Annotated in this window: 20 protein-coding genes and 1 tRNA gene; 9 read left to right on the top strand and 12 right to left on the bottom strand. The window is 61.4% G+C overall.

The annotated features are described in order from the left end of the window. Positions 1-106: 106 nt before the first annotated feature. Positions 107-430 carry a hypothetical protein gene (locus tag FXB38_RS07410; RefSeq protein ID WP_148750206.1) on the bottom strand — a complete coding sequence of 108 codons (324 nt, stop codon included), beginning with the start codon at positions 428-430 and terminating at the stop codon, positions 107-109. A 242-nt stretch (positions 431-672) separates the two neighbouring features. After that, positions 673-1,419 carry a glycosyltransferase family 32 protein gene (locus FXB38_RS07405; protein ID WP_187434727.1) on the bottom strand — a complete coding sequence of 249 codons (747 nt, stop codon included), beginning with the start codon at positions 1,417-1,419 and terminating at the stop codon, positions 673-675. Between the two features lie 271 nt (positions 1,420-1,690). Here FXB38_RS07405 and FXB38_RS07400 point away from each other — a divergent pair, with 271 nt between their 5' ends. After that, positions 1,691-2,395: a tyrosine-type recombinase/integrase gene (locus FXB38_RS07400; RefSeq protein ID WP_187434726.1), complete on the top strand. Its 705-nt coding sequence runs from the start codon at positions 1,691-1,693 to the stop codon at positions 2,393-2,395. 51 nt (positions 2,396-2,446) lie between these two features. On the opposite strand, the gene FXB38_RS07395 is transcribed toward FXB38_RS07400, so the two are convergent. Then, entirely contained in the window at positions 2,447-2,893 is a 447-nt protein-coding gene (locus tag FXB38_RS07395) for a hypothetical protein (RefSeq protein WP_246229728.1), read from the bottom strand. Between the two features lie 411 nt (positions 2,894-3,304). Between FXB38_RS07395 and FXB38_RS07390 the strand changes: the two genes are divergently transcribed. From FXB38_RS07390 to FXB38_RS07375, 3 genes are all read left to right on the top strand, one after another. Next, complete coding sequence (locus tag FXB38_RS07390; protein WP_148750198.1) at positions 3,305-3,877, top strand: hypothetical protein; 573 nt, start codon at positions 3,305-3,307, stop codon at positions 3,875-3,877. Between the two features lie 720 nt (positions 3,878-4,597). Then, a complete protein-coding gene (locus FXB38_RS42605) occupies positions 4,598-6,493 on the top strand; it encodes a methyl-accepting chemotaxis protein (RefSeq protein WP_187434725.1) in 1,896 nt (631 codons plus the stop codon). Positions 6,494-7,064: 571 nt separating this feature from the next. Next, positions 7,065-7,140 (top strand) — tRNA-Thr (locus FXB38_RS07375). 138 nt (positions 7,141-7,278) lie between these two features. Here FXB38_RS07375 and FXB38_RS07370 read toward each other — a convergent pair. Both FXB38_RS07370 and FXB38_RS07365 read right to left on the bottom strand, forming a co-directional pair. Further along, entirely contained in the window at positions 7,279-7,698 is a 420-nt protein-coding gene (locus FXB38_RS07370; protein WP_148750196.1) for a GFA family protein, read from the bottom strand. 169 nt (positions 7,699-7,867) lie between these two features. Further along, positions 7,868-8,575 carry a class I SAM-dependent methyltransferase gene (locus FXB38_RS07365; RefSeq protein WP_148750194.1) on the bottom strand — a complete coding sequence of 236 codons (708 nt, stop codon included), beginning with the start codon at positions 8,573-8,575 and terminating at the stop codon, positions 7,868-7,870. Positions 8,576-8,659: 84 nt separating this feature from the next. On the opposite strand from FXB38_RS07365, the gene FXB38_RS07360 reads away from it, so the two are divergent. Beyond that, positions 8,660-9,430, top strand: a complete 771-nt coding sequence (locus FXB38_RS07360) for a dienelactone hydrolase family protein (RefSeq protein WP_148750192.1) — start codon at positions 8,660-8,662, stop codon at positions 9,428-9,430. A gap of 356 nt (positions 9,431-9,786) precedes the next feature. Here the strand turns inward: FXB38_RS07360 and FXB38_RS07355 are convergent, their stop codons facing one another. After that, on the bottom strand, positions 9,787-11,484 hold the full coding sequence (locus FXB38_RS07355) for a methyl-accepting chemotaxis protein (protein ID WP_148750190.1): 1,698 nt from the start codon (positions 11,482-11,484) through the stop codon (positions 9,787-9,789). Between the two features lie 181 nt (positions 11,485-11,665). Continuing rightward, on the bottom strand, positions 11,666-11,839 hold the full coding sequence (locus FXB38_RS42600; protein ID WP_187434724.1) for a hypothetical protein: 174 nt from the start codon (positions 11,837-11,839) through the stop codon (positions 11,666-11,668). Between the two features lie 105 nt (positions 11,840-11,944). On the opposite strand from FXB38_RS42600, the gene FXB38_RS07350 reads away from it, so the two are divergent. Continuing rightward, positions 11,945-12,340 carry a hypothetical protein gene (locus tag FXB38_RS07350; RefSeq protein ID WP_148750188.1) on the top strand — a complete coding sequence of 132 codons (396 nt, stop codon included), beginning with the start codon at positions 11,945-11,947 and terminating at the stop codon, positions 12,338-12,340. A 315-nt stretch (positions 12,341-12,655) separates the two neighbouring features. Next, the gene (locus FXB38_RS07345; protein WP_148750186.1) at positions 12,656-12,910 is read left to right on the top strand and encodes a hypothetical protein; all 255 of its coding nucleotides are present in this window, start codon (positions 12,656-12,658) and stop codon (positions 12,908-12,910) included. Between the two features lie 16 nt (positions 12,911-12,926). Here the strand turns inward: FXB38_RS07345 and FXB38_RS07340 are convergent, their stop codons facing one another. From FXB38_RS07340 to FXB38_RS07325, 4 genes are all read right to left on the bottom strand, one after another. Next, complete coding sequence (locus tag FXB38_RS07340) at positions 12,927-13,169, bottom strand: DUF6719 family protein (protein WP_148750184.1); 243 nt, start codon at positions 13,167-13,169, stop codon at positions 12,927-12,929. 235 nt (positions 13,170-13,404) lie between these two features. Further along, positions 13,405-14,112, bottom strand: coding sequence for an outer membrane protein (locus tag FXB38_RS07335; RefSeq protein WP_187434723.1), 708 nt, complete (start codon positions 14,110-14,112; stop codon positions 13,405-13,407). A 288-nt stretch (positions 14,113-14,400) separates the two neighbouring features. Beyond that, positions 14,401-14,823: a hypothetical protein gene (locus FXB38_RS07330; protein WP_187434722.1), complete on the bottom strand. Its 423-nt coding sequence runs from the start codon at positions 14,821-14,823 to the stop codon at positions 14,401-14,403. A gap of 224 nt (positions 14,824-15,047) precedes the next feature. Beyond that, positions 15,048-15,452, bottom strand: a complete 405-nt coding sequence (locus tag FXB38_RS07325) for a His-rich protein BRANT (RefSeq protein ID WP_148750180.1) — start codon at positions 15,450-15,452, stop codon at positions 15,048-15,050. 250 nt (positions 15,453-15,702) lie between these two features. Here FXB38_RS07325 and FXB38_RS07320 point away from each other — a divergent pair, with 250 nt between their 5' ends. Beyond that, positions 15,703-16,245, top strand: coding sequence for a tetratricopeptide repeat protein (locus tag FXB38_RS07320; RefSeq protein ID WP_148750178.1), 543 nt, complete (start codon positions 15,703-15,705; stop codon positions 16,243-16,245). A gap of 107 nt (positions 16,246-16,352) precedes the next feature. Continuing rightward, the gene (locus FXB38_RS07315) at positions 16,353-17,738 is read left to right on the top strand and encodes a serine hydrolase domain-containing protein (RefSeq protein WP_148750176.1); all 1,386 of its coding nucleotides are present in this window, start codon (positions 16,353-16,355) and stop codon (positions 17,736-17,738) included. Here the strand turns inward: FXB38_RS07315 and FXB38_RS07310 are convergent. After that, positions 17,728-19,299 carry a S10 family peptidase gene (locus FXB38_RS07310; RefSeq protein ID WP_148750174.1) on the bottom strand — a complete coding sequence of 524 codons (1,572 nt, stop codon included), beginning with the start codon at positions 19,297-19,299 and terminating at the stop codon, positions 17,728-17,730. The genes FXB38_RS07315 and FXB38_RS07310 overlap by 11 nt on opposite strands. Between the last annotated feature and the right edge of the window lie 37 nt (positions 19,300-19,336).

The raw sequence follows: 19,336 nt of genomic DNA, 5'->3' as shown, positions 1-19,336 counted from the left end.
GTCAAACCTCGAATCCAACGCATCTCTTCCCTGTCCCAGGCCACTACCCGGCGAAAGCAAACACCACAATTGAAATGAGCACTGGCGCGGATGAAACGCTTACAAGTTAAAGCACCGGGTTCGCAAACCGCAGTGACTGTATCAGCCTGTCTTCCACGGAATCGAACGCGTCCGTACTGCCAATCGCTTCAACGGTCATAACCGACGTATCTTTTAAGAAAACATAATAGACGAATTGGTTTTGCGAATCGGGGCTCGGCACTTTTAGTATGGTGCGGCCGTTGGTGCTTAGGTCTGCAAGCTTTTCCGTCGGATAAACCGACTGCACGTAGTCATCCGCTTTTTGCGACAGCGAGAGCGGGTTTGAGAATAGGCTAAAGCCCAGCGCAAGCGTATCGGTTGAGGTACCAAACGATACCTTGGCGCTCACGGCAGTTTCTTTTGTCTGTGCGGTGCCGAGCGAAGCCGGATACGTTAGCATAAACCCGGGGATGGTTGATGCGCTTGGCGTAAATGAATAGGTCGCAAGAGGTTCGGTCGCAGGAGCGCTTCTTGGCGTGGTAGTTGTCGCCACCACCACGGGCACTTGAGCAGAAGCTTGTGTGTCCGGTGAGCCTTGTGGCGCTGCCGCGAGATAAATCCCAAGCGTTGAACTAACGACCCTCTCATGGGCTATTTCACGATCGGTCCTTCAACCTGTTCTTTGGCCCAATAGCCTTTTAGCCGGTCCGGGTACTGGAACCGCTTCTGAGTCAGCTGGCCCTGCCGACACACTAGTTTAGCCGTCTCAATCGTCACGGGCGCGGCGCCCGCCACGATGTTCACCACGGTTGGTCCGGTCATATCGAAGACACTCTTGAGCGTGTTAGTCGTGATGTTCTCCGCGATCCGGTCCCGAATTGCGACAATCGTCCCATTTCCCGGCGCCGCGGCCAGACAATAGTTGGTCAACCTTCGATCGGGGTCGCGCAAAAACAGCTCGTCCTGGTCCGCAGATAGGAACCACTCCGGCGGCCAGGAGAACGTTGCATCGATGTCGAGGTATATGCCGCCCTCATGCAGAAGGACGAGCACACGCCACAGGTCAGCTCGCGCCGCCCCGATTTGAAGTCGCGAGTAGCATTGATGAATTTCGCGGCCACAATTGTGCTTGATGAATTGCGCGCACGCCTCGTCATCGAAAAAGCGGTACTCGAAGGTGGGCGTCAAGAGCCGATTGAGAAGGTAGTTGACGTACAAAGAGAGGGTGACGTCGGCACTGCCGTTTGTCTGCCAAAAGATGCGCGGAATACTTTTCTCGGTTCTTGCACGCAGCCAAGCTCGCGAGACTGCCGGAATCCGATAGCGCTTCCTGGGGCGCAGCCAAAGATCTAAGAGAAAGATGATCTTGAGCACATTGCCCAACAGCTGGAGCAGCACCGTGCTCCCGCGACGAAGGCTTGCATTCGAGCGCCAGGATGTGGCCGGAACAGTGTCCACCCTCAAGATGTGCTGCCGGTCAGAGCCGAGCTGTTCAGCCCTTGCGGGATATGAAGGTATGCCGCTGCGGCACAGCCAAAAGCTGGCGTCATCTAGGTCCCCATTCGGGGGCACCGGCTGGCTCCCGCAGGAACGGACGCTACGTTATGGCCAATACTGTTTCAGAGGGGTGATATGATGAGGTTTTGAGCCACTTCCTATGACGAGAAACTTGAAAAATGATGAGCCGCCATCAAGAAAAGCGAGACAAATTCGGCTGAAAATGCTTGCAACAAAATTGGCCATTCTGTTTCAGGGAAAGACACGGGGCGCGAATAGTATGCGCAGCTCCCCTCCTGCCGAATTGAGCCTCTTTAGCTCAAGCGGCGTCCGCAAATATCTCACGAAGGCAGAGCGCGAGCGCTTCCTCCACGCGACGGAAACTCTCGATCCGATGAGACGGCTGTTCTGTGCCGTCCTTCTCTGGAGTGGCGGGCGCGTCTCGGAGGTCCTGGCCATTACGCCGCAAGCTGTCGATATCGATAGCTGCGACATCGCACTGCTCACGCTAAAACGGCGAAATAAGTTTGTAGTGCGGCAGATTCCCCTTCCGCCGAGCGTCATGCATGCTCTCGACGAGCACCTCCATCTGCGATCCCGACAGGAGGATCCACGGCAGACCCACAGGCGGCTCTGGCCGTGGAGTCGCACGACCGCGTGGCGGATCATAAAGAAAGTGATGCGAGATGCAGGAGTCACAACCCTCGCCGCGTCGCCGAAAGGTCTGCGCCACAGCTTCGGTGTCACGGCATTCCAGGCAAAAGTACCGCCTCACCTTGTGCAGCGATGGCTCGGGCATGCATCGCTGCGAACGACCAGCATCTACGGCAATGTTCTCGGGGAGGAAGAGCGGGAGTTCGCAGCGCGAATGTGGTGATGGATGCTGATCTTGAACGAGGTCGGCTGGCGGACTTTCCCCGCCAAGGATTCATCGCCTGCGCCGCGCGATCTCATCAGCGACTACGCCCACTGCGCGTACCAGCCGTTCGTGCAGGGTCTCGAACATGTCGAGGATGTCATCGTTCGGTTCATTCCTGCCCTGCTCAATTGCTTCGACAACGAGTTCATCGAGGGGCGTTTCCTTCAAGTGACCTTTCTCGAGAAGCTCTTCAAACAGACTATCGCTGCTCGGCTGCGGTTGGATGCGACCGTCTGAGTTGCACCAGGCCGTGAACGTCTGATGTCCCAGAACGGCTTGCTCAACCATCTCCGCATCCAACGGAATCAGCGTCCCCCAGACCTCGTTCAGCTCGTCGGCGAACCCCGCCACGTACATCTGTTGCTCATCAGCGCCTTCATCGCGGGGGCGGAAGAACGGCGTGAGGGTGATTGGAGCGTGTCGTGCCATAACCATATTTCCGAACGGCTTGATCACAAGTGCGTCGATACAGTGAAGCATCCAGGCTAAGCGCCGACATCTTCATCATACGAAAGCGGCCAAGTTGTGAGCGACTCGACGGTATTCGAGACATTAGAAACCCGTACAAGATAACGTAGCAATCAACGATTAAAGAATATCTGCACTGTTATATATCACTCCGCGAGACCGCAAAGGCTCTTCCGTGCAATCGCCGACATGCTCAAGTGTCGCGATGCTGGGCAAGTGCCCTGATCGTGCTGACATCGTAGCGGGCGGCCTGTCTAATCCCGAGTTAGGCTGCCGCTTTGGCGATGTTCGTGGCCACAAGCACTAGACGCAGAGCCATCTATAAAGTTAACCTATCGACAATTGCCGCAATAATTCTAGCGATCGATTTTGGGAGCCAATTATATTGGAGGTGACCAAGTGCCCGCTGAAAGTGATTTTGTATCGATTGCTTTAGAGGCCGCACAACATGTGCTGTCAAAGCCACTCATAGTTCGGCGAGGCGCTCCGCTGCTCTACGCGCTCGGCGTCGACAATACCCTGACAGTGACCGCCAATCCCAGGGCTCCCGTTCGTGGCGATTCTGCGTTTGAAACCGACTTGTGCATCTTTGAAGAAAAAGCCGACGGAATCGAATTTCCGCGGGTCGTTCTCGAATTCAAAACCGGGGTGTCAACCCATGACGTACTGACCTACAGCACAAAGGCGCGAAAACATAAGCAGGTTTACCCATATCTTCGCTACGGTTTGGTTGCATCAAACGTCGCGTATGTTCCCCGGCGGTTTTACATACACAACGAAGCTCTCGACTTTTTCCTGGCACTTGAAAGCAAGCAAGACTCTAACCTTCTGGAGCCGCTGATAGCCGACCTGCTTCGAAGAGAGGTCGCGACATCAAGGCGGCTTGAGAGTATTGCTTTTGGCAGAATCCGCACCGTTCTGTATCGGAACGAAATTCTTGTTGAGGATGATATCGACGGCGGCCGACACTGATGTCAGGAATATTGAAATGCTCGTAGCTCAACAGATCAACGAACTGATTACGCAGCACAATGCCCCTATTTGTGACGCGTGCATCGTCCAATCACTGAAGCTGACCACGCAGGCTCATTCTGCTCAGATCACTGCAGCACTTGGCACGACGTCTGAGTTTGAGCGGAAGAATGGTGTATGCTCGATTTGCAAGAACCAACGAACGGTAATTCGGTCAACAAGACCGTAGGTTCTAAGACTCCGCAACCAAGATCCGCCGAAGTGATGCTGTGCGCCGAGATATGCGCTGTGCGATCTACCACACGTGCGCGACTAACCGTAGCGATATAGCAATCTTGATTACTGCAATGAGCTGCGTGTTCACGCGTAAATCCTGCGTTTGACCGCCATTTTTTACGGACTTCAGCGCCCTACGCTGTCCCGTTGATAGATCTTGAATCCGACGGGGAATCATCGGAGCGGGACGTACGGTGTGAGTTCAGGATTTCGAAATCAATCTAGATTAGTTAGCCGGTCGTCATCGACCGAATGAAGCAGGTCAACTCCCGTTTAGCTCAATATCGATAAACGCCCGTCGGAGCCGCGCTCACCAACACCGTGCCGGGGCATGAACTCATTCAAGGGATAACCATGAGCGAAGTTGCGACGAGGGGCGGCAGGCCATCGAGGGGCCTCCGCATTGGATTACGCGGCCAAATGGCACTCCTTGGGATTTCCGGAGTGCTTGTCACAGGCACAATCTGCGCGGCCGCCCTGACTTATGCGAGCCTTGTTCAGAGCGAGTCGAACGATAGCAACCGGTTCAGAGCCCGCGTCGCATCGTTGTCACAAAGCTTCCTGCAGTCACGACAAATCGCGAGCGACTTCCTGCGCAAACCCAATGAAGTATCGATCAAGAGCCATGCCGAGAATCATGAGCGGCAGCTCGCGGATCTGAGTTACGTCGAAACATTTGCGACGGCTTTGCCAGACGGTGACCCGCTGAAGCAGGCGACCGTCCTACGTCCGGTGATTAATCTCTATGCGACGCGCTTTCATAACGTGATCGCGGCCCAACGCAACCTCGGCTTCAATGAAGATGACGGATTCCAAGGCAAGCTGCGCAAGGCCGTTCACATCGTCGAGCAGCGGCTCGCTGAGCTGAACCAACCACGCCTCACGACCTTGATGTTGATGATCCGCCGGCACGAGAAGGATTTCATCCTGCGCGGCGAAGAAAAATATGGCGATCAACTGGTGGACCGAGAGGCGGAATTCGAAACGACGCTCGCTCAGTCCAGCCTGCCAGCCGATGTGAAATCCCAGATTCTCGAACTGATCCGCGCATACAAGTCGAATTTTGTTGCGTTTATGGTCACGCAGCAAGCGCTGGGCGATCAGGTGGACGATCTCGGACAGATCTACGACCGCGTCCACCCGGCGCTAGTGAAGATCATGGCTGCCGCTGAGGCGCGTTCGCGGGCTGCTGAAATTCGTGCTGACGAAATTCGGCGGACGCTCATCTGGGTGATTGGATTTTCAACGATCCTCGTGGGTCTGATCGCACTACTGTTCGGTCAGCGCATCGCCGAAACAGTCGCTTCGATGACACTGGCCATGCGCCAACTCGGCGACGGTCGGTTCGACGTGGTTCTGCCGGGACTCGGCCGAAACGATGAGCTTGGCGAGATGGCCGAAGCGGTCGAAATGTTCAAGCTGAAAGCTCGCGAGAAGGCACAGGCCGAGCTCGATGCGAAGGCCGAACAAGATCGTACTGCCGCCGAGCAGCGTCAGGCCGATATCGCTCAGCTCGCCGGCGAATTCGAAACGGCCGTGGGCAAGGTAATCGAGACCGTCTCATCCGCCTCCTCACAACTCGAAGCTTCCGCACGCAGCCTTACCCGCACGGCTGATCATAGCCGGCAACTTTCGATCGAAGTCGCATGCTCATCAGAGGAAACGTCCGGCAACGTTCAGCGTGTCGCGACCGCGACGAGCGAAATGGCGATAACCATCGCCAACATCGGCCGAAAGGTTCAAGAAGCTGCCAATATAGCGGGCGAAGCCGTTCGCAAAGCCGAACTCAGCGACCAGCGCATGGCCAGTTTGGCGGCCGCCGCGGAGCGGATCGGCAGCGTGATTCAGCTGATCGCTGCAATTGCGCGGCAAACCAATTTGCTTGCGCTCAACGCGACGATTGAAGCCGCGCGCGCCGGTCATCTCGGCAGAGGTTTCGCAGTTGTCGCCCAGGAAGTGAAATCTCTCGCGGCGCAAACGGCGCATGCGACCGTTGAGATCAGCGAGCAGATTGGCGGCATTCAGGCGGCGACGACTGAGTCGGTTGGCGCGATTACCGAAATTAGTGTCATCATCGACCGCATCTCGGAGATTGCCAGGACGGTGGTCGACGCCATAGGAGAGCAGGAGGCAACGAGCAAAAGCATCGCATTCAATGTGCAGGAAGCCGCGGTCACGACCACCCAGGTGGCGGCCAGCGCCCGTGAAGTCACCAACCGCGCGATGGAAACCGGAGGGGCATCGATGCAGGTGCTGACGTCCGCCGAACAGCTGTCTGAGGAAAGCTTTCGATTGAAGCATGAACTAAACAGCTTCCTGGGCAGGATACAAGCGGCTTAGGTTGGCATGTCAGAATGCTTTCTGGCTCTAGAAGCACGCGAGAGTGTTCCATTTTTGCGCCCTTCAGTTGCTTGGGCTTGAATGCGCTAATATTTTAGGACTTCCGCGTCGAGCGGCCCCTGACGTCATGCTCTTGCGTTTTTGCTTCCTCTTAGTTGTGACGGTATCGCTCAGCGCCTGCGCGTCGAAGACGAGCAGTGACGTCAGCGCTGCCGATATTCCAGCGACGAAGTACAAGAAGATTGCAGTCTTCATTGGGCATTATGACCCCGCCCAGCTCGCCCCGGAATTTACCGCGGCTTGCAATCCCCCTCTAGACGGGAATTGACGCCCATCGATGCCGGTCCAAATACCGGTTCGCCACCCGGTAGTTGCCGTCCCTGGTGTCCCAATCGACATCCGAAAGAAACCCCGGAAGGCCTCCGCGGGCCAAAAAGAAATGCTGCTGCCGATCGAGGGGAAAAAGCCCGCAGCAAAGAAACCGGCCAAGCCCGAGCGGACTACCGGGCGCCGGAAGGCGGGGTAATCGCGCCCTTTAAACCTTTTGCATATCGGGCTAAAGAGGCCGCGAGCCGACTTAGCTCAGTTGGTAGAGCACCTGATTTGTAATCAGGGGGTCACAGGTTCGAGTCCTGTAGTCGGCACCATTTCCCAGAGACTTTTAAGAGACAAATTTTCGTTACTGCTAATGTTTTCAATTACTTACGTACTGTAAGCAGCTGTTTTGTAAACCGAAGGTCGGGGGTTCAATCCCCTCAGCCGGCACCACCCTCGATGCGCGCCCGTCAGCCCGACGTCTTCCGCAGACTGCCTTGTTGGAGATGCTCGACGCCTGCGCCGGTGATCTCCACCCACACATGCTTCGACCGCTCGAACACCGATTTGATCGGCGCCGGGAAATTCGGATCCGCAATCACGCCGACGGCGACGCCGATCATCGCCGGCAGACTTTCGGCCTTCCAGTAAACGGTCGAGCCGCAGTCAGGACAAAAATAGGAACGGACTGTGCCGCCGCTCTCGCCGGGACGAGCATATTCCTTCGGCGCCCCTGAGATCGTGACGTCATCGGCCGTATAAAACGCGCCGACGCCAAATGGCGCGCCGGTCCGCCGCTGGCATTCGATACAGTGACAGGCCGCGACCCGACTGGTCGGCCCCGGGAGCGAAACTACAACTGCGCCACAACTGCATCTAGCATCGATCATCGACCACACTCCCTGCATTTATTGCTTCGATGTCCGGAGGTTTGAGTCCGGCGAAGTTCGCATGGCCTCATGAAACGGCGGATTTGGCATGCCCATTGTCGGAGAACGCGTGACGGGCGTGCTGGTCCTGCAGCATCGCGCGTCGCGACGATGACGGCCAAGCGGCCTGTCAGACGGGCTCTGCGCCGCCTTCGGGCAACTCATCGAGCCGCCAGAGCCCAAGGCTCTTGTCGCGCCAGCCGCCATTGCCTTCCTCGCAGCGCTCGTCGATCAGTTCGCGCGGGGGCGGCCAGTGAAACGGCGCCTTGATCATGTTGAGCGCGCGCCAGTCGCCGTCCTCGCAATCGCCATTGTTTTCCCACTCCGGAAACGTCGTAACCAGCAGGAATTGCGCGCCGCTTGCGCGAAAGCGAGCGATGGCGCGCGCGATATTCAGGAAGCTCAGATGCACAAGACAGTCGCGGCACAGGATGACGTCGCAACCCGGCAGCGGATCGCGCGTGATGTCGGCGACGAGAAAGCGGCCGCGCACATCCCCTCGCGCCACCCGCGCCATGTTGGTCGCGATCAGCGACGGCACGATGTCGATGCCGGTATAATCGACCTCGAGATTGGTGCTGCCAATCCAGCCCGCATCGCCACAGGGCGCATCGAGCAGCGAACGCGCGCCAAGCCGCTGCAACAGGCCGGGCAGCGTCTCGCGCACTCCCGCGGTGGCACGCTCCTCCGAGCCGAGGCCCGAGACCGAGGTCGGAGCCCCCCAGAGGTTGGTCCGCTGAATCCGCTCGAACCGCGTGGCGAGATCGAGGCCGGCAAAATTCTCGCGGTCGGCAACGAACCGCTCATGGGCAAGCACGGAGGGACGATGGGAGATCATCGGATGGGACTCGCGCCAAGATTCCGTCGCAAGCGCAGTATAGAGGCGATACGTCGCATCCGAAACATTTCCTTGAGTTCACCGATGATCAGCCGACGCGCGGCGCTAGCCACCATCGCCGCACTGCTGTCCTCCGTTGCCGCACGCAGCGCGCAGGGCGAACAATTCGACGTCACGAGCGGCCAAGACAGCCTGCCGGTGTCGCGCTATGCGGCGGCAGCCGACGGAAAACGTCCGGCCGTTATCGTGCTGCACGGCTCCCGCGGCATCGAGCTCAGGGCCCGCGCCTATCAGCGATATGCCGACGCGCTGACGACACGGGGCATCGACAGCTATTTTCTCCGCTACATGACGCCGGCCGATATGGCTGCGTTGACGTCCGCCGCGCATGAGAGCCGCGAGGTCTACGAGACAACGCGGTTCGACGGCTGGGCCGATACGGTCGCCGCCACGGTGACGGCCGTCCTCGACCGATCCGACAGTTCGGGACGCATCGGCCTGCTCGGCTTCTCGCTGGGCAGCTACATCGCCGCCGAGGCGGCCGCGCGCGACAGGCGCATCACAGCCCTCGCGGTGCTCTATGGCGGCATGCCCCAGGCCATGGCTGCCAAGATTATGGCCACCAAGGTCAAGCACCTGCCGCCGCTGATCGCGCTGCATGGCGAGGCCGACAAGAACGTCCCGATCGCGGAAGGTCGGCAGCTGGTCGCACTCGGCAAGTTGGTCGGCGCCGAGACCGAATTCGTGCCCTATCCGGGCAAAGCCCACGGCTTTGATTTCTCGGACACCGACCCGATGACCCGGGATGCGATCGATCGGGTCACACGGTTCTTCCAGGCCACACTCGCGGTCTGACGAGACCAGCTCAATCCGGCTTGTGCCACTCCATGATGTGGAAGAAGGGCACGCGGCGGTGACGCGGACGCGGTCCAGCCGTCACTGACATCATCGCTCATGGCCTAACCTCGGGAATGGATGTTGTCCGCTTGCGTCGCGGGGACGGCTACTGACCACGGATTGGATCAGAGTTCAACATCAGGTAGAGTGCAGGCAGTATGCAGCCTTATACCAGCCGAGAAAGCGCCAAGATCATCGCCGGAGCGGTCGCGGCCGTCGTGGCGACGGTCTTCCTTTTCGCGATCGCGATGGCGCTCTTGCTGCCGCAATAGGAGCGGCGGCGCGAGGCCGCCGGACCCTGGATGTCGTGCGGCTCAGGCCGCGCGCACCGTCCGCAGGAATTTCCCGACTTCGTCCTTCAGCCGGGTGCTGTCGGTCGCCAGCATCTTCGCGGTCGAAAGCACCTGCGAGGACGCCGAGCCGGTCTCGGCCGCGCCGCGCTGCACATCGGTGATGTTGGTCGAGACCTGCTGGGTGCCGTGCGCAGCCTGCTGCACGTTGCGCGAGATCTCCTGGGTCGCAGCGCCCTGCTCCTCGACGGCCGCGGCAATGGTCGAGGACACTTCCGAGAGCCGCTCGATGGTCGCGGAGATATCGCGGATCGCGGTCACCGATTCCTGGGTGGCGTTCTGAATGCCGGAGATCTGCTGGCTGATCTCGCCGGTCGCTTTCGCGGTCTGCTCGGCCAGCGTCTTCACCTCGGAGGCGACGACGGCAAAGCCGCGGCCGGCCTCGCCTGCGCGTGCCGCCTCGATGGTGGCATTCAGCGCCAGCAGATTGGTCTGCCCGGCAATGGTGTTGATCAGCTCGACGACGTCGCCGATGCGCGTGGCCGCAAGCGAGAGTTCGCTGACCCGCTCGGTCGTGGTGCGGGCCTGGTTGACGGCTTCGCTCGCCATCCGCGCAGATTCCTGCACCTGGCGGCTGATCTCGTTGACCGAGGACGACAACTCCTCCGTCGCCGTCGCAACCGACTGGACGTTGCCGGTGGCTTCACCGGAAGCAACCGCGACGACTGAAGTCAGCTGCTGCGCGCGCTGAGCGGTGGTGGCCAGCGTCGAGGACGACGCTTCGAGCTCGGTGGATGCGGAGCCGACGGTATCGATGATCTCGCCGACCGCACGCTCAAAGCCGTCGGCCAGCTTGAACATGTCGCGGCGGCGCTGCTCGGCGGCCTGCTTCTCGGCTTCCACCTGCGCCGCCTTGAGCCGCTCCATCTCGAGCGCGTTGGTCTTGAACACCTCGACCGTCCTGGCCATCTCGCCGATCTCGTCGCGGCGGTCCTTCTCGGGCACCTCGGTCTTGAGGTCATTGCGCGCCAGGCCCTCCATGGCGAGCTTGAGCCGGGCAATTGGCTTCGACATCGCCACGAGACCGATGAAGAGCGCAATCACGATGCCGATGATCAGGCCGCTGGCGCTGACGCTCATCACGGTCCAGGTCGCGGATTTGGCGTCGCCCTCGATGGCTTCCTTGCGCTTGGTCACAGCCTTGGACGTATCGGTCGTGAACTTGGCAACGCGCTCGAGAGCCGCATCGATCAGCGGGTCACACTCCTTGTGAGCACGATCAGCGGCCTTGGCATTTTCCTCAGGGCTGCTTGCAGCCGCACCGGCCTGGAGCACCGGATCGCAGCCGGTAAAGGCGGCCGTCAACTGCGCGCCGACACTCTTCGTTTCGGCCGCTCTCGCCGGGTCGTCCTGCTCCGCAGCGTCCAGATACTGGCGAATTTCATTGCGGTTCTGGCTCGCAATCTTGAGGCGATTGGCGTTGCCCGCCTCGGTCGTCTCGGTGAACACCGCATAGAGCGCGGCGTGATAGGTCTCGATGCGGCGCTGGGCCCGCGTGAGGTTGAGAGCTGCCGACTGCATGGCGGTGAGTTCGCCGAAGCCGTCGACCGTCGCGGACAGCTCGCGAATGCCGAAGGCGGCAACGGCGACCAGGGCAAAGCCCATCACGGTCACGATCAACGCAACCTTCGACACGATCTTCAAATTGTTCAAAAAGCTCATCGCAGCCGCCTAATAATCTTTCGGTCCCCATTGACCGAAGCAGTCCCGGCGGCGGCATTGGAACCCGCCAACGTTAAAATTTGATACGAAATGACACGGGTAATCTTACGGGAGAATAGCCAGCGGGACGCCTCACGTAAGCTTCGATCGACTATGGGGCGACCCGATCCGCCAGCGATAGCTATCGATCACGGATGGGGGAGATGCCATGCCCGTCGTCAGGCCCGGCATGGGCGCGCACCAGATCCTCGACGAACGCGATCACCTCCGCCCGCTTGTCGGGCGGCAATGACAGAAAGGCGCGTACGAGCCGCAGGCCCTGCGCTTCGTCCGACGGGTCGGCCCTGGAATCCATCCATCCATTGTCGGGTGTCCGGGAAAAATATGCAATCCCTTGCCGACAGCCTTCTTGATTCGGCGCTCAGGCTTTGATGGAATAGCTCCAACAGGGTGGTGGATCATGAAGTGGATCAGGGAGCGCGACGCACTGATCGCGCAGACACTGGCCTTCGTCCAATCGGTTTCCGGCAAGATGGATGGCGCCCGTCAGCCGGATACCGCTGCCGTTGCGCCGATCCTGGCCGCGGAGATTGTCTCCGTCCAGACCGTGACCGTCGCGTTCGAGCCGCAGCAGGCCGATCCGCCGCCGCAGGTCGCACCGCCGCCCCAACCGCTGCCGGTCCCCCCGCCACGGATGGCCGGCGATTTCCGCAGCGAAATGCAGGCGCGCATCGCTAACTTCAGAAAGCATCAGGAGCGCTTCGAGCGCGAGCGCGAGGAATATTGCGCGGCGACCCTGACCAAGCTGCGCGCCGCCATCCGCGATGCCGCCCCGCCGCCGCCGGCCCAGAAGTAGGGCCCGCCTGCGACCAAGGCCTTAGAGCCACGACCACACCAGCCAGAGATTGGCTGCACAGGCACCGAACAGTGCCAGCGTCAGGGGCAGAAGCATGTGCCCGCAGCAGGTTTTCAGGTCGGTCGACATGGCCGGAAACATCCGCTGATTCCGCCAAATGAGTCCCAAAGTTTCTTTTTTGGGGGATTCAGGACTCGTTAAGGGACTCAGGGCACGGCGCCCCTCCCCCTTGATCAGGGCGGATCACGGCCCCGTGATCGGCTTGGAACCCTTCGCGCCATGAAGTCGTTAACGGGCTTTCCGGGAGCGGGAAGCATGCCCTACGCCCTGTTCTGCAACGACAGCCAGATCAGCAAGGCCTATCCGAGCGAAGCCGACGTCTGGAAACTCGCGCAACGGAGCGGGTTGGTCGTGGACCTCGGCACCGACGACGAGCGGCAAGGTCCGCGCCGGGTGCTCGACAATGACTATGAGATCAGATCATGCCGGGCCGCCCAAGGCGAGGACCCCGCCAAGAACAAGGCGGACGCAGAGCGGGAATCCAGGTTGGAGCTTCAGCTCAGCTCGTGAGATCTGGCCGAGTGCCTCAGGGCGTCGCGATCGCCAGCGACGCCTGCTCACCGGCAAGCGCCACGCAGGCCTTGCGGCGGTGCAGCCCGCGGATCGCCCCGGTGACCTTGAGCACCTTGCCCGACGGACAGGAGGCGTCCTTCACGAAGGCGACCTCGTAGGGTGCCAACATCAAAGGCTCGGATTTGAGGATTGTTTGGGCAGAGCACGGCAGGGCGACGAAGCACGAGACCACCAGCACCGACGCCAAGATACGCATGTTCGTTGTCCCACCAGCCCAGCAATTCAATAATACCGCTTTCCGGAGCGCCAGTTCCGTAAGTCGCAGAAATTATTTTTGGTTTACCCGATCCCCGTGACACGCGTGAGAAGGCGCGCGCCAGGCTGTTTGCTTGCAAATGACGCGCCAGATGGTTCACGCAAGGCAAACAAGCGAAAGGCCGGCAAGGAAGCCGGCCTTTGTCAGATCGTGGTCGTGGCTCGCGCGCGGCGGATCAGTAGCGCGAGGCCGCCGGACCGCCCCAGCCGAAGCGGTAGTTCACACCGACCTTGACGGTATGCTCGTCGTCCCGGCCGCGAACGCCGACGACGTCGGCTGGACCGGCGGTGATCGTCGTGCTGCCGAAGTTATAATACTGGTACTCGGCCTTGGCCGACCAGTTCGGCGCGAACATGTATTCGAGGCCGGCGCCGACGGTATAGCCGTCCTTGCTGTTGCCGGTGGCGGTGAAGGCCTGCGGCACGCCGGCGATGTTCACGCCAAGACCGCCGTTGCGCCAGGCGTAACCGCCCTTGGCGTAGAGCAGCGTCGGGCCCCAGGTGTAGCCGATGCGGCCGGTCACCGACCCGAGTTGGTCGGTGCTCGAGGTCACCTGGGTGCCCAGCGGGAACGTGACACCGTTATTGTTGGTCGGCAGCCAGGAGTACTGGGCTTCGATACCCACCACCCAATTGGGCGCGAACTGGTAGTCGAAGCCGCCCTGCACGCCGCCCAGGAAGCGGGCGTCGCTGGATTGGAAGCTGCTGTCCCCGGCGAAGGCGCCGCCGACATGGCCGCCGATGTAGAAGCCGGTCCAATTGTAGATCGCCTGCGGCGGCGTGTAGGCCGGAGCCTTGGTGTAAGTGTGCGGCTGCATGTCCGCTGCGGCCGCCGGTGCGGCCAGAGCGAGCAGAGCTGCTGCCCCGAGCAAAATCGTCTTCATGGTCATCCCCGTTCTTTCACGTACGACACTCAGGAAACAACGTGGCGTGAATTGGGTTGCTTCGCGGCGATGCCGGAACGTTGATCGTTCGCAACTGTGACGGAGCGGCAACATCGCGCTTTTGTTCCATCTCGTCCGGCCTGCGCCGGCAGATTTTGTCGTCCGCACATGTCCAGCCGTAACGATTTGTCGCAGGGCAAAACCGATCCGTTCAAAGCTCGCCGAAATGTGATCCAGCGGCTCCGGCGGTTCTTGTCCTAGCACCGCGCGATGAAGGCGCGCTTTGCGCTACCGCGCCATCTTTTCCAGTTCTGGAAAGGGTGCGTAAACCGCGCCTGCGCAGATCTCGTTAGCGCGATCGATGACGCGGTCGGCCCGGCCGTTGACGTAGATGATGGCGCGCTCTCGCATCGCCTTATAGGTGCCATCGGTCTCGCGCGGCGTGAAGTGCAGGCAGCTGACATAGAACTGCCGCCCGCCGACCTCCCTCAGCACCGGATCGGCCATGCTGGCGTCGCGCACGCCGACCGGATTGTTGAGATAGGCGCGCATCAAGGCCAGCGCGTCACTACGAAAATTATCGGGAAAGGACTGCGGCCCTCCGGCCTGGCCTCCCTCCAGCAGGGACGGACGGTCCCCATCGCTGCCGAAACAGGCCGTGAGCGCCAGAGGCAGCACCAGGATTGCCGCGCGTTTCGCCAATCGCCCCAAGGGATCACATTCTCCAGCCAGTCGGACTCGCTCCAGCCAGTCGGACCCGGAGTTGTTTCTAGCTCCAAGGTTGCGCAAAGGGAATTCGCTTCCACAGACAGCGCACCGGCCCGCCGCCAGCGCCTCGCGCTTGCGCGCGGGGCGTGACGGGCGAGCCGGGCCTGAACTCCGCGCGCGGCAGCAGGGCAATCCAGGGATGCCGCCGCGCGGGATCAGATCAGTCGTTAGCTGCGCTTCTCGATGGTCACCGGCTTGGTGACGCCCGACGGCGTCTTCAGCGACTTCTTGGCCGAAAGGTGCTTGTCGTGATGACGATGCGTCCGCACGGTCTTGTGCTGGTCCGGCGTGATCGCAGCGTTGGCGTTCATCGCCTTGGCCTTGGTATCGGCATCGGCCTTCACATCCGACTTGGCGCCCGATTTGGCGCCCGACTTGATGTCGGCCGTCTTGCCGTCCGTCTTGCCGTCCGTCTTGGCGTCGGGTTTCGCGGCGGTGGTCGAGACCTTGCTCTGGGCCTGGTCCGCCTTGATGACTGGCGCGGTCGTGGTTGTCTTGCCGGCTTCAGCTGCGAAGGCCGGGGCTGCGATGACGGAAGCTGCGAGCAAGGCTGCGGAAATGGTCTTCAACATGGTGGTCTCCTCTTGGAAGGATCTTGAGGCGGGCGCCCTCTCGCCAACCCTTCGATCATGGGTCAGAGCGTAGAGGGAGCGCACTGAACCCTGTCTGAAGCCCGCGGCCAGCTCCCGTTCATCTCGATGACAAGTTTGTCATCTGAGGAAAGGCGAATACACCGGGGTGCCGGGAATGTTTTTGCGTACCGGGTGTTCCGGTATTCGGGCAATCGTGTAGGATCGCCACGTTCCATACGGGAGAACTTCAATGCGCAAATTCTCAATGCTTGTCGTGCCGGGACTCGTCGCCGTGTCGCTGGCGGCCGCGCCGGTGCTGACCAGCGCCTATGCGGCGGGCAGCGATGAGCCCTCCTCACCGCCGAAGTCGGACAACTCGTCCAAGAAGGGCAAGAAGAAGAGCTCTTCCGTCAGCGACCCGAAATTCCTCGCGGCCTATCGCACCGCCTACACCACGATCTACGACAGGAACGACTATACGGGCGCAATCGGCCAGCTGAAGTCGCTCAAGCGCGACGACGTCGCCGACGTCGCGAACCTGATCGGCTATTCCTATCGCAAGCTCGGCGACTACCAGTCGTCGAAAGTCTATTACGAGATCGCGCTGAAGGACGATCCGAACCACGTCCGCACCTGGCAGTATTACGGTCTCTGGCAGCTCGAGCAGGGCAACCGCGAACAGGCGCAGTATCACCTGAACAAGATTGCCATGCTCGCCGGCACCGACAGCTCCGAATATCGCTCGCTGGCTGCCGCGCTCGACAAGCCGACCGGCGCGACGCTCGTCTACTGAAGACATCGCATCTTCGCATGACAGAACGGGCACAACCTTCCGGGTTGTGCCCGTTCTGCTTTCTCGGCTAGCTTCTCGCAACCGATCCCCTCGCAAATTGGTGCGCAATGGACACGTGGCTGCGATCCGCGATCGACTACATCGGCTCCTGGATCGAATTCCAGCAAACGACGGCCCAACAGCCCGGCGTCATGGTCGCATTCGTCCATCGCGGCGAGGTTGTCGCCGAACATGCGTTCGGCCTTGCCAATCTCGACACCGGCGAGAAGCTCACCCCGCGCCATCGCTTCCGCATCGCCTCGCACTCGAAGAGTTTTACATCGGCCGGCGTCATGAAGCTGCGCGAGCAGCGCAAGCTCAGGCTCGACGATCCCGTCGGCCAATATGTGAGCGGTCTGCATCCGCGCGTGGCCGAGACCACGATTGCCCAGGTGCTTTCGCACAGCTCCGGGCTGACGCGCGACGGCGCCGATTCCGGCCAGTTCATCGACAGCCGTCCCTATCTCGACGCCAAGGAGCTGCTCGCCGAGTTGAAGGGGCCTCCCGCGATCGAGCCAGGCACGCGCTTCAAATATTCCAACCACGGCTTTGCCCTGATGGGGCTCATCATCGAAGCGGTGACCAAGGAGCCCTACGCCGCCTGGATCAAGCGCGAGATCGTCGAGCCTGCAGGCCTCCGCGAGACCGAGCCAAATGCGCCGCTTCCCAGGGGCGCGCTGTTTGCGCGCGGCCACACGCGAAAGCTGCCGCTCGGCGAGCGCTGCGTAATCCCTGGCGATAATCCCGCGCACGCGATGGCATCGGCCGCAGGCTTCGTCGCTACCGCAGCCGACACCGCGCGTTTCTTTGCCCAGCTCGCTCCCAACGCCAGGAAGAGCGTGCTGTCGGTCGCGAGCCGCCGCGAGATGACGCGCAACCATTGGCGCGTGCCGCAAAGTCTCGAGGGCTATTACGGCCTTGGCGTCAACGCCGGCAAGACCGACGGCTGGGACTGGTTCGGGCATGGCGGCGGCTTCCAGGGTTACATCTCGCGGACTTGCTCCATCCCCGGATGCGAGCTCGCGATCAGCATCCTCAGCAACTCCATCGACGGCGCAGCCCCGATCTGGATGGACGGTGCCATGCAGATCCTGCGCGTCTTCAAGACCCGCGGCGCAGCCGACCGGCGCCTGCGCGACTGGACCGGCCGCTGGTGGACGATCTGGGGCGCGACAGATTTCGTGCCGATAGGCAACCGCGTGCTGCTCGCCAATCCCCAGTTCAACAATCCGTTCATGGATTCCGGCGAGATCGAGGTCACCGGCCGCGACACCGGCAGGCTTGCTTGGGCCGCGGGAGTTTCCAGCCACGGCGAGCCGGTGCGCCGCGTCCGTGACAAGCGCGGCAAGGTCAGCGACATCTGGATCGCCGGCGCCAATGTCAAGCCGGCGGTCGTCGTCGCGCGCGAGATCGCACGGAGATACCCGCCACGAAAACGCCGGCCTACTCCCTGATCAGCGCCTCGACCTCGCTCCGAAGCGCCTGTCGCGAGCCATCGCGCGAGTAGAACATGTGGCCGCCGGGATAGACGACGAATTTCACGCGCGACGTCACAAAGGCCGGCAGCTGGTCGAGCGCCCGCTTCGTGCCGAAATAGGGCGTGGCGAGATCGAACAGGCCGTGCGCGACCAGCACGTTCAGCTTCGCGTCGGTGGCGAGGATCTGACGCAGCTCCGACAGCGATTGCGGCGGGTTGATGCCGCCACCAAAGTCCCAGTTGCGCTCGACGGCACCGTTGAGGACTTCATAGGAGCCGTCGGGCCGCCAGTTAAGCTTGCGCGTGAACACATCGACCGCGGCGCTCGTCAGCGGCGCCTGAAGCGCATCGCCCGAGGGGTCGCCAAAGCGCGAGCTGCTCGAATCCGGATAGGGATCGAAGCCGCGCACGGAGGCGTCGTAACGCCCGGTCACCATGCCATTCTTGCGGTCGAGCTCGCGACGGAATTCGCCGACGTCGAAGCGGCCGGCGAGCCTGCGGCTCACCGCCGGGTCGATGCCGGTGAGCTCCGCGACCTTGTCGGCAAGACGATTGGAGGCTTCCTTGTCCGCCTCACCCTTGACGAGATCGGCCAAAAATTCGCCGCGGGCGTAGGCCTCGACATCAGCGAGATCGGCGCGCTTGACCGGCCCCTTGGCTTCGCGCGCCACCGCCACATAGCTCGGCAAGGTCGCGACATATTGCAGGAGGCTCGTGCCTGTGAACTCGCGGAAATCCAGGAGCGGCGACACCAGGACCAAGCCTTTGACACCGACGCCGTGCTGAATCTGCAACTGGCGCACGACCTTGGGCCCGCGAATGCCGCCATAGCTCTCGCCAGCGACATATTTCGGCGAGGTCAGGCGGTTGTGCTTCTCGAGCCAGCGGCGGATCACGAGCGCAATCGCGTTGACGTCGCCATCGACCGAATAGAACCGTTTGCGTGGATCCTCGCCGCTCGCGATGACACGGCTGTAGCCGGTGCCGACGGGATCGATGAAAACGAGATCGGTGAAGTCGAGCCAGGTTTCCGCGTTAGGCTTCACTTCGGGCGAGGCCGACGGCGACACCCCCTCGCCGTCGAGCGGCAGCCGCCACGGCCCGGCCGCGCCGAACTGGAGCCACGCCGACGAGGCACCGGGCCCGCCGTTGAACAGGAACGTCACCGGGCGCGTGCGATCGGCGCCGTCGAGCTCGTAGGACGTGGTGGCGATGTCGGCGAGCGGCTCCCCCTTGTCATCGAATACGCGGATGGAGCCGGCGGTCGCGGCAAAGTTGAGCGTTCGCCCCGGCAGATCGACCGTCTGCTTGGTGGTCGAATCTCCGGGCAGACGATGCTGGTCGGCGGCAGATGGCGAGGCCTGCGCTGCATTGCCGCCGCGCCCGCCCTTCTGTCCCGCAGGCGCCGCCGCCTCGTTGCGCGGCTGCGGCGGATCGTCCGCGCGCGCCAAGTCTGCGAACGCTACGTCTGCGAGCGCGAAGGCAGACACCGCCAGCACCAGCCCCGCGCAGCGCAGCATCGGCAAGCCTATGACCATGATTGTTCTCCCTGCCCCGGCCCGTCGGTCGCTGGCC

The organism is Bradyrhizobium cytisi (assembly GCF_008123515.1).
GTDB lineage: Bacteria > Pseudomonadota > Alphaproteobacteria > Rhizobiales > Xanthobacteraceae > Bradyrhizobium > Bradyrhizobium cytisi.
The sequence above is the reverse complement of the archived record's forward strand: the minus strand, read 5'-3'. Positions and strand labels throughout refer to the sequence as shown.

Excerpts from the sequence above, each read along its gene's own strand:
- FXB38_RS07370 (WP_148750196.1), bottom strand. The coding sequence starts at position 7,698 with ATGATCGATGCTAGATGCAGTTGTGGCGCAGTTGTAGTTTCGCTCCCG.
- FXB38_RS07365 (WP_148750194.1), bottom strand. The coding sequence starts at position 8,575 with ATGATCTCCCATCGTCCCTCCGTGCTTGCCCATGAGCGGTTCGTTGCC.
- FXB38_RS07360 (WP_148750192.1), top strand. The coding sequence starts at position 8,660 with ATGATCAGCCGACGCGCGGCGCTAGCCACCATCGCCGCACTGCTGTCC.
- FXB38_RS07355 (WP_148750190.1), bottom strand. The coding sequence starts at position 11,484 with ATGAGCTTTTTGAACAATTTGAAGATCGTGTCGAAGGTTGCGTTGATC.
- FXB38_RS42600 (WP_187434724.1), bottom strand. The coding sequence starts at position 11,839 with ATGGATTCCAGGGCCGACCCGTCGGACGAAGCGCAGGGCCTGCGGCTC.
- FXB38_RS07350 (WP_148750188.1), top strand. The coding sequence starts at position 11,945 with ATGAAGTGGATCAGGGAGCGCGACGCACTGATCGCGCAGACACTGGCC.
- FXB38_RS07345 (WP_148750186.1), top strand. The coding sequence starts at position 12,656 with ATGCCCTACGCCCTGTTCTGCAACGACAGCCAGATCAGCAAGGCCTAT.
- FXB38_RS07340 (WP_148750184.1), bottom strand. The coding sequence starts at position 13,169 with ATGCGTATCTTGGCGTCGGTGCTGGTGGTCTCGTGCTTCGTCGCCCTG.
- FXB38_RS07335 (WP_187434723.1), bottom strand. The coding sequence starts at position 14,112 with ATGAAGACGATTTTGCTCGGGGCAGCAGCTCTGCTCGCTCTGGCCGCA.
- FXB38_RS07325 (WP_148750180.1), bottom strand. The coding sequence starts at position 15,452 with ATGTTGAAGACCATTTCCGCAGCCTTGCTCGCAGCTTCCGTCATCGCA.
- FXB38_RS07320 (WP_148750178.1), top strand. The coding sequence starts at position 15,703 with ATGCGCAAATTCTCAATGCTTGTCGTGCCGGGACTCGTCGCCGTGTCG.
- FXB38_RS07315 (WP_148750176.1), top strand. The coding sequence starts at position 16,353 with ATGGACACGTGGCTGCGATCCGCGATCGACTACATCGGCTCCTGGATC.
- FXB38_RS07310 (WP_148750174.1), bottom strand. The coding sequence starts at position 19,299 with ATGGTCATAGGCTTGCCGATGCTGCGCTGCGCGGGGCTGGTGCTGGCG.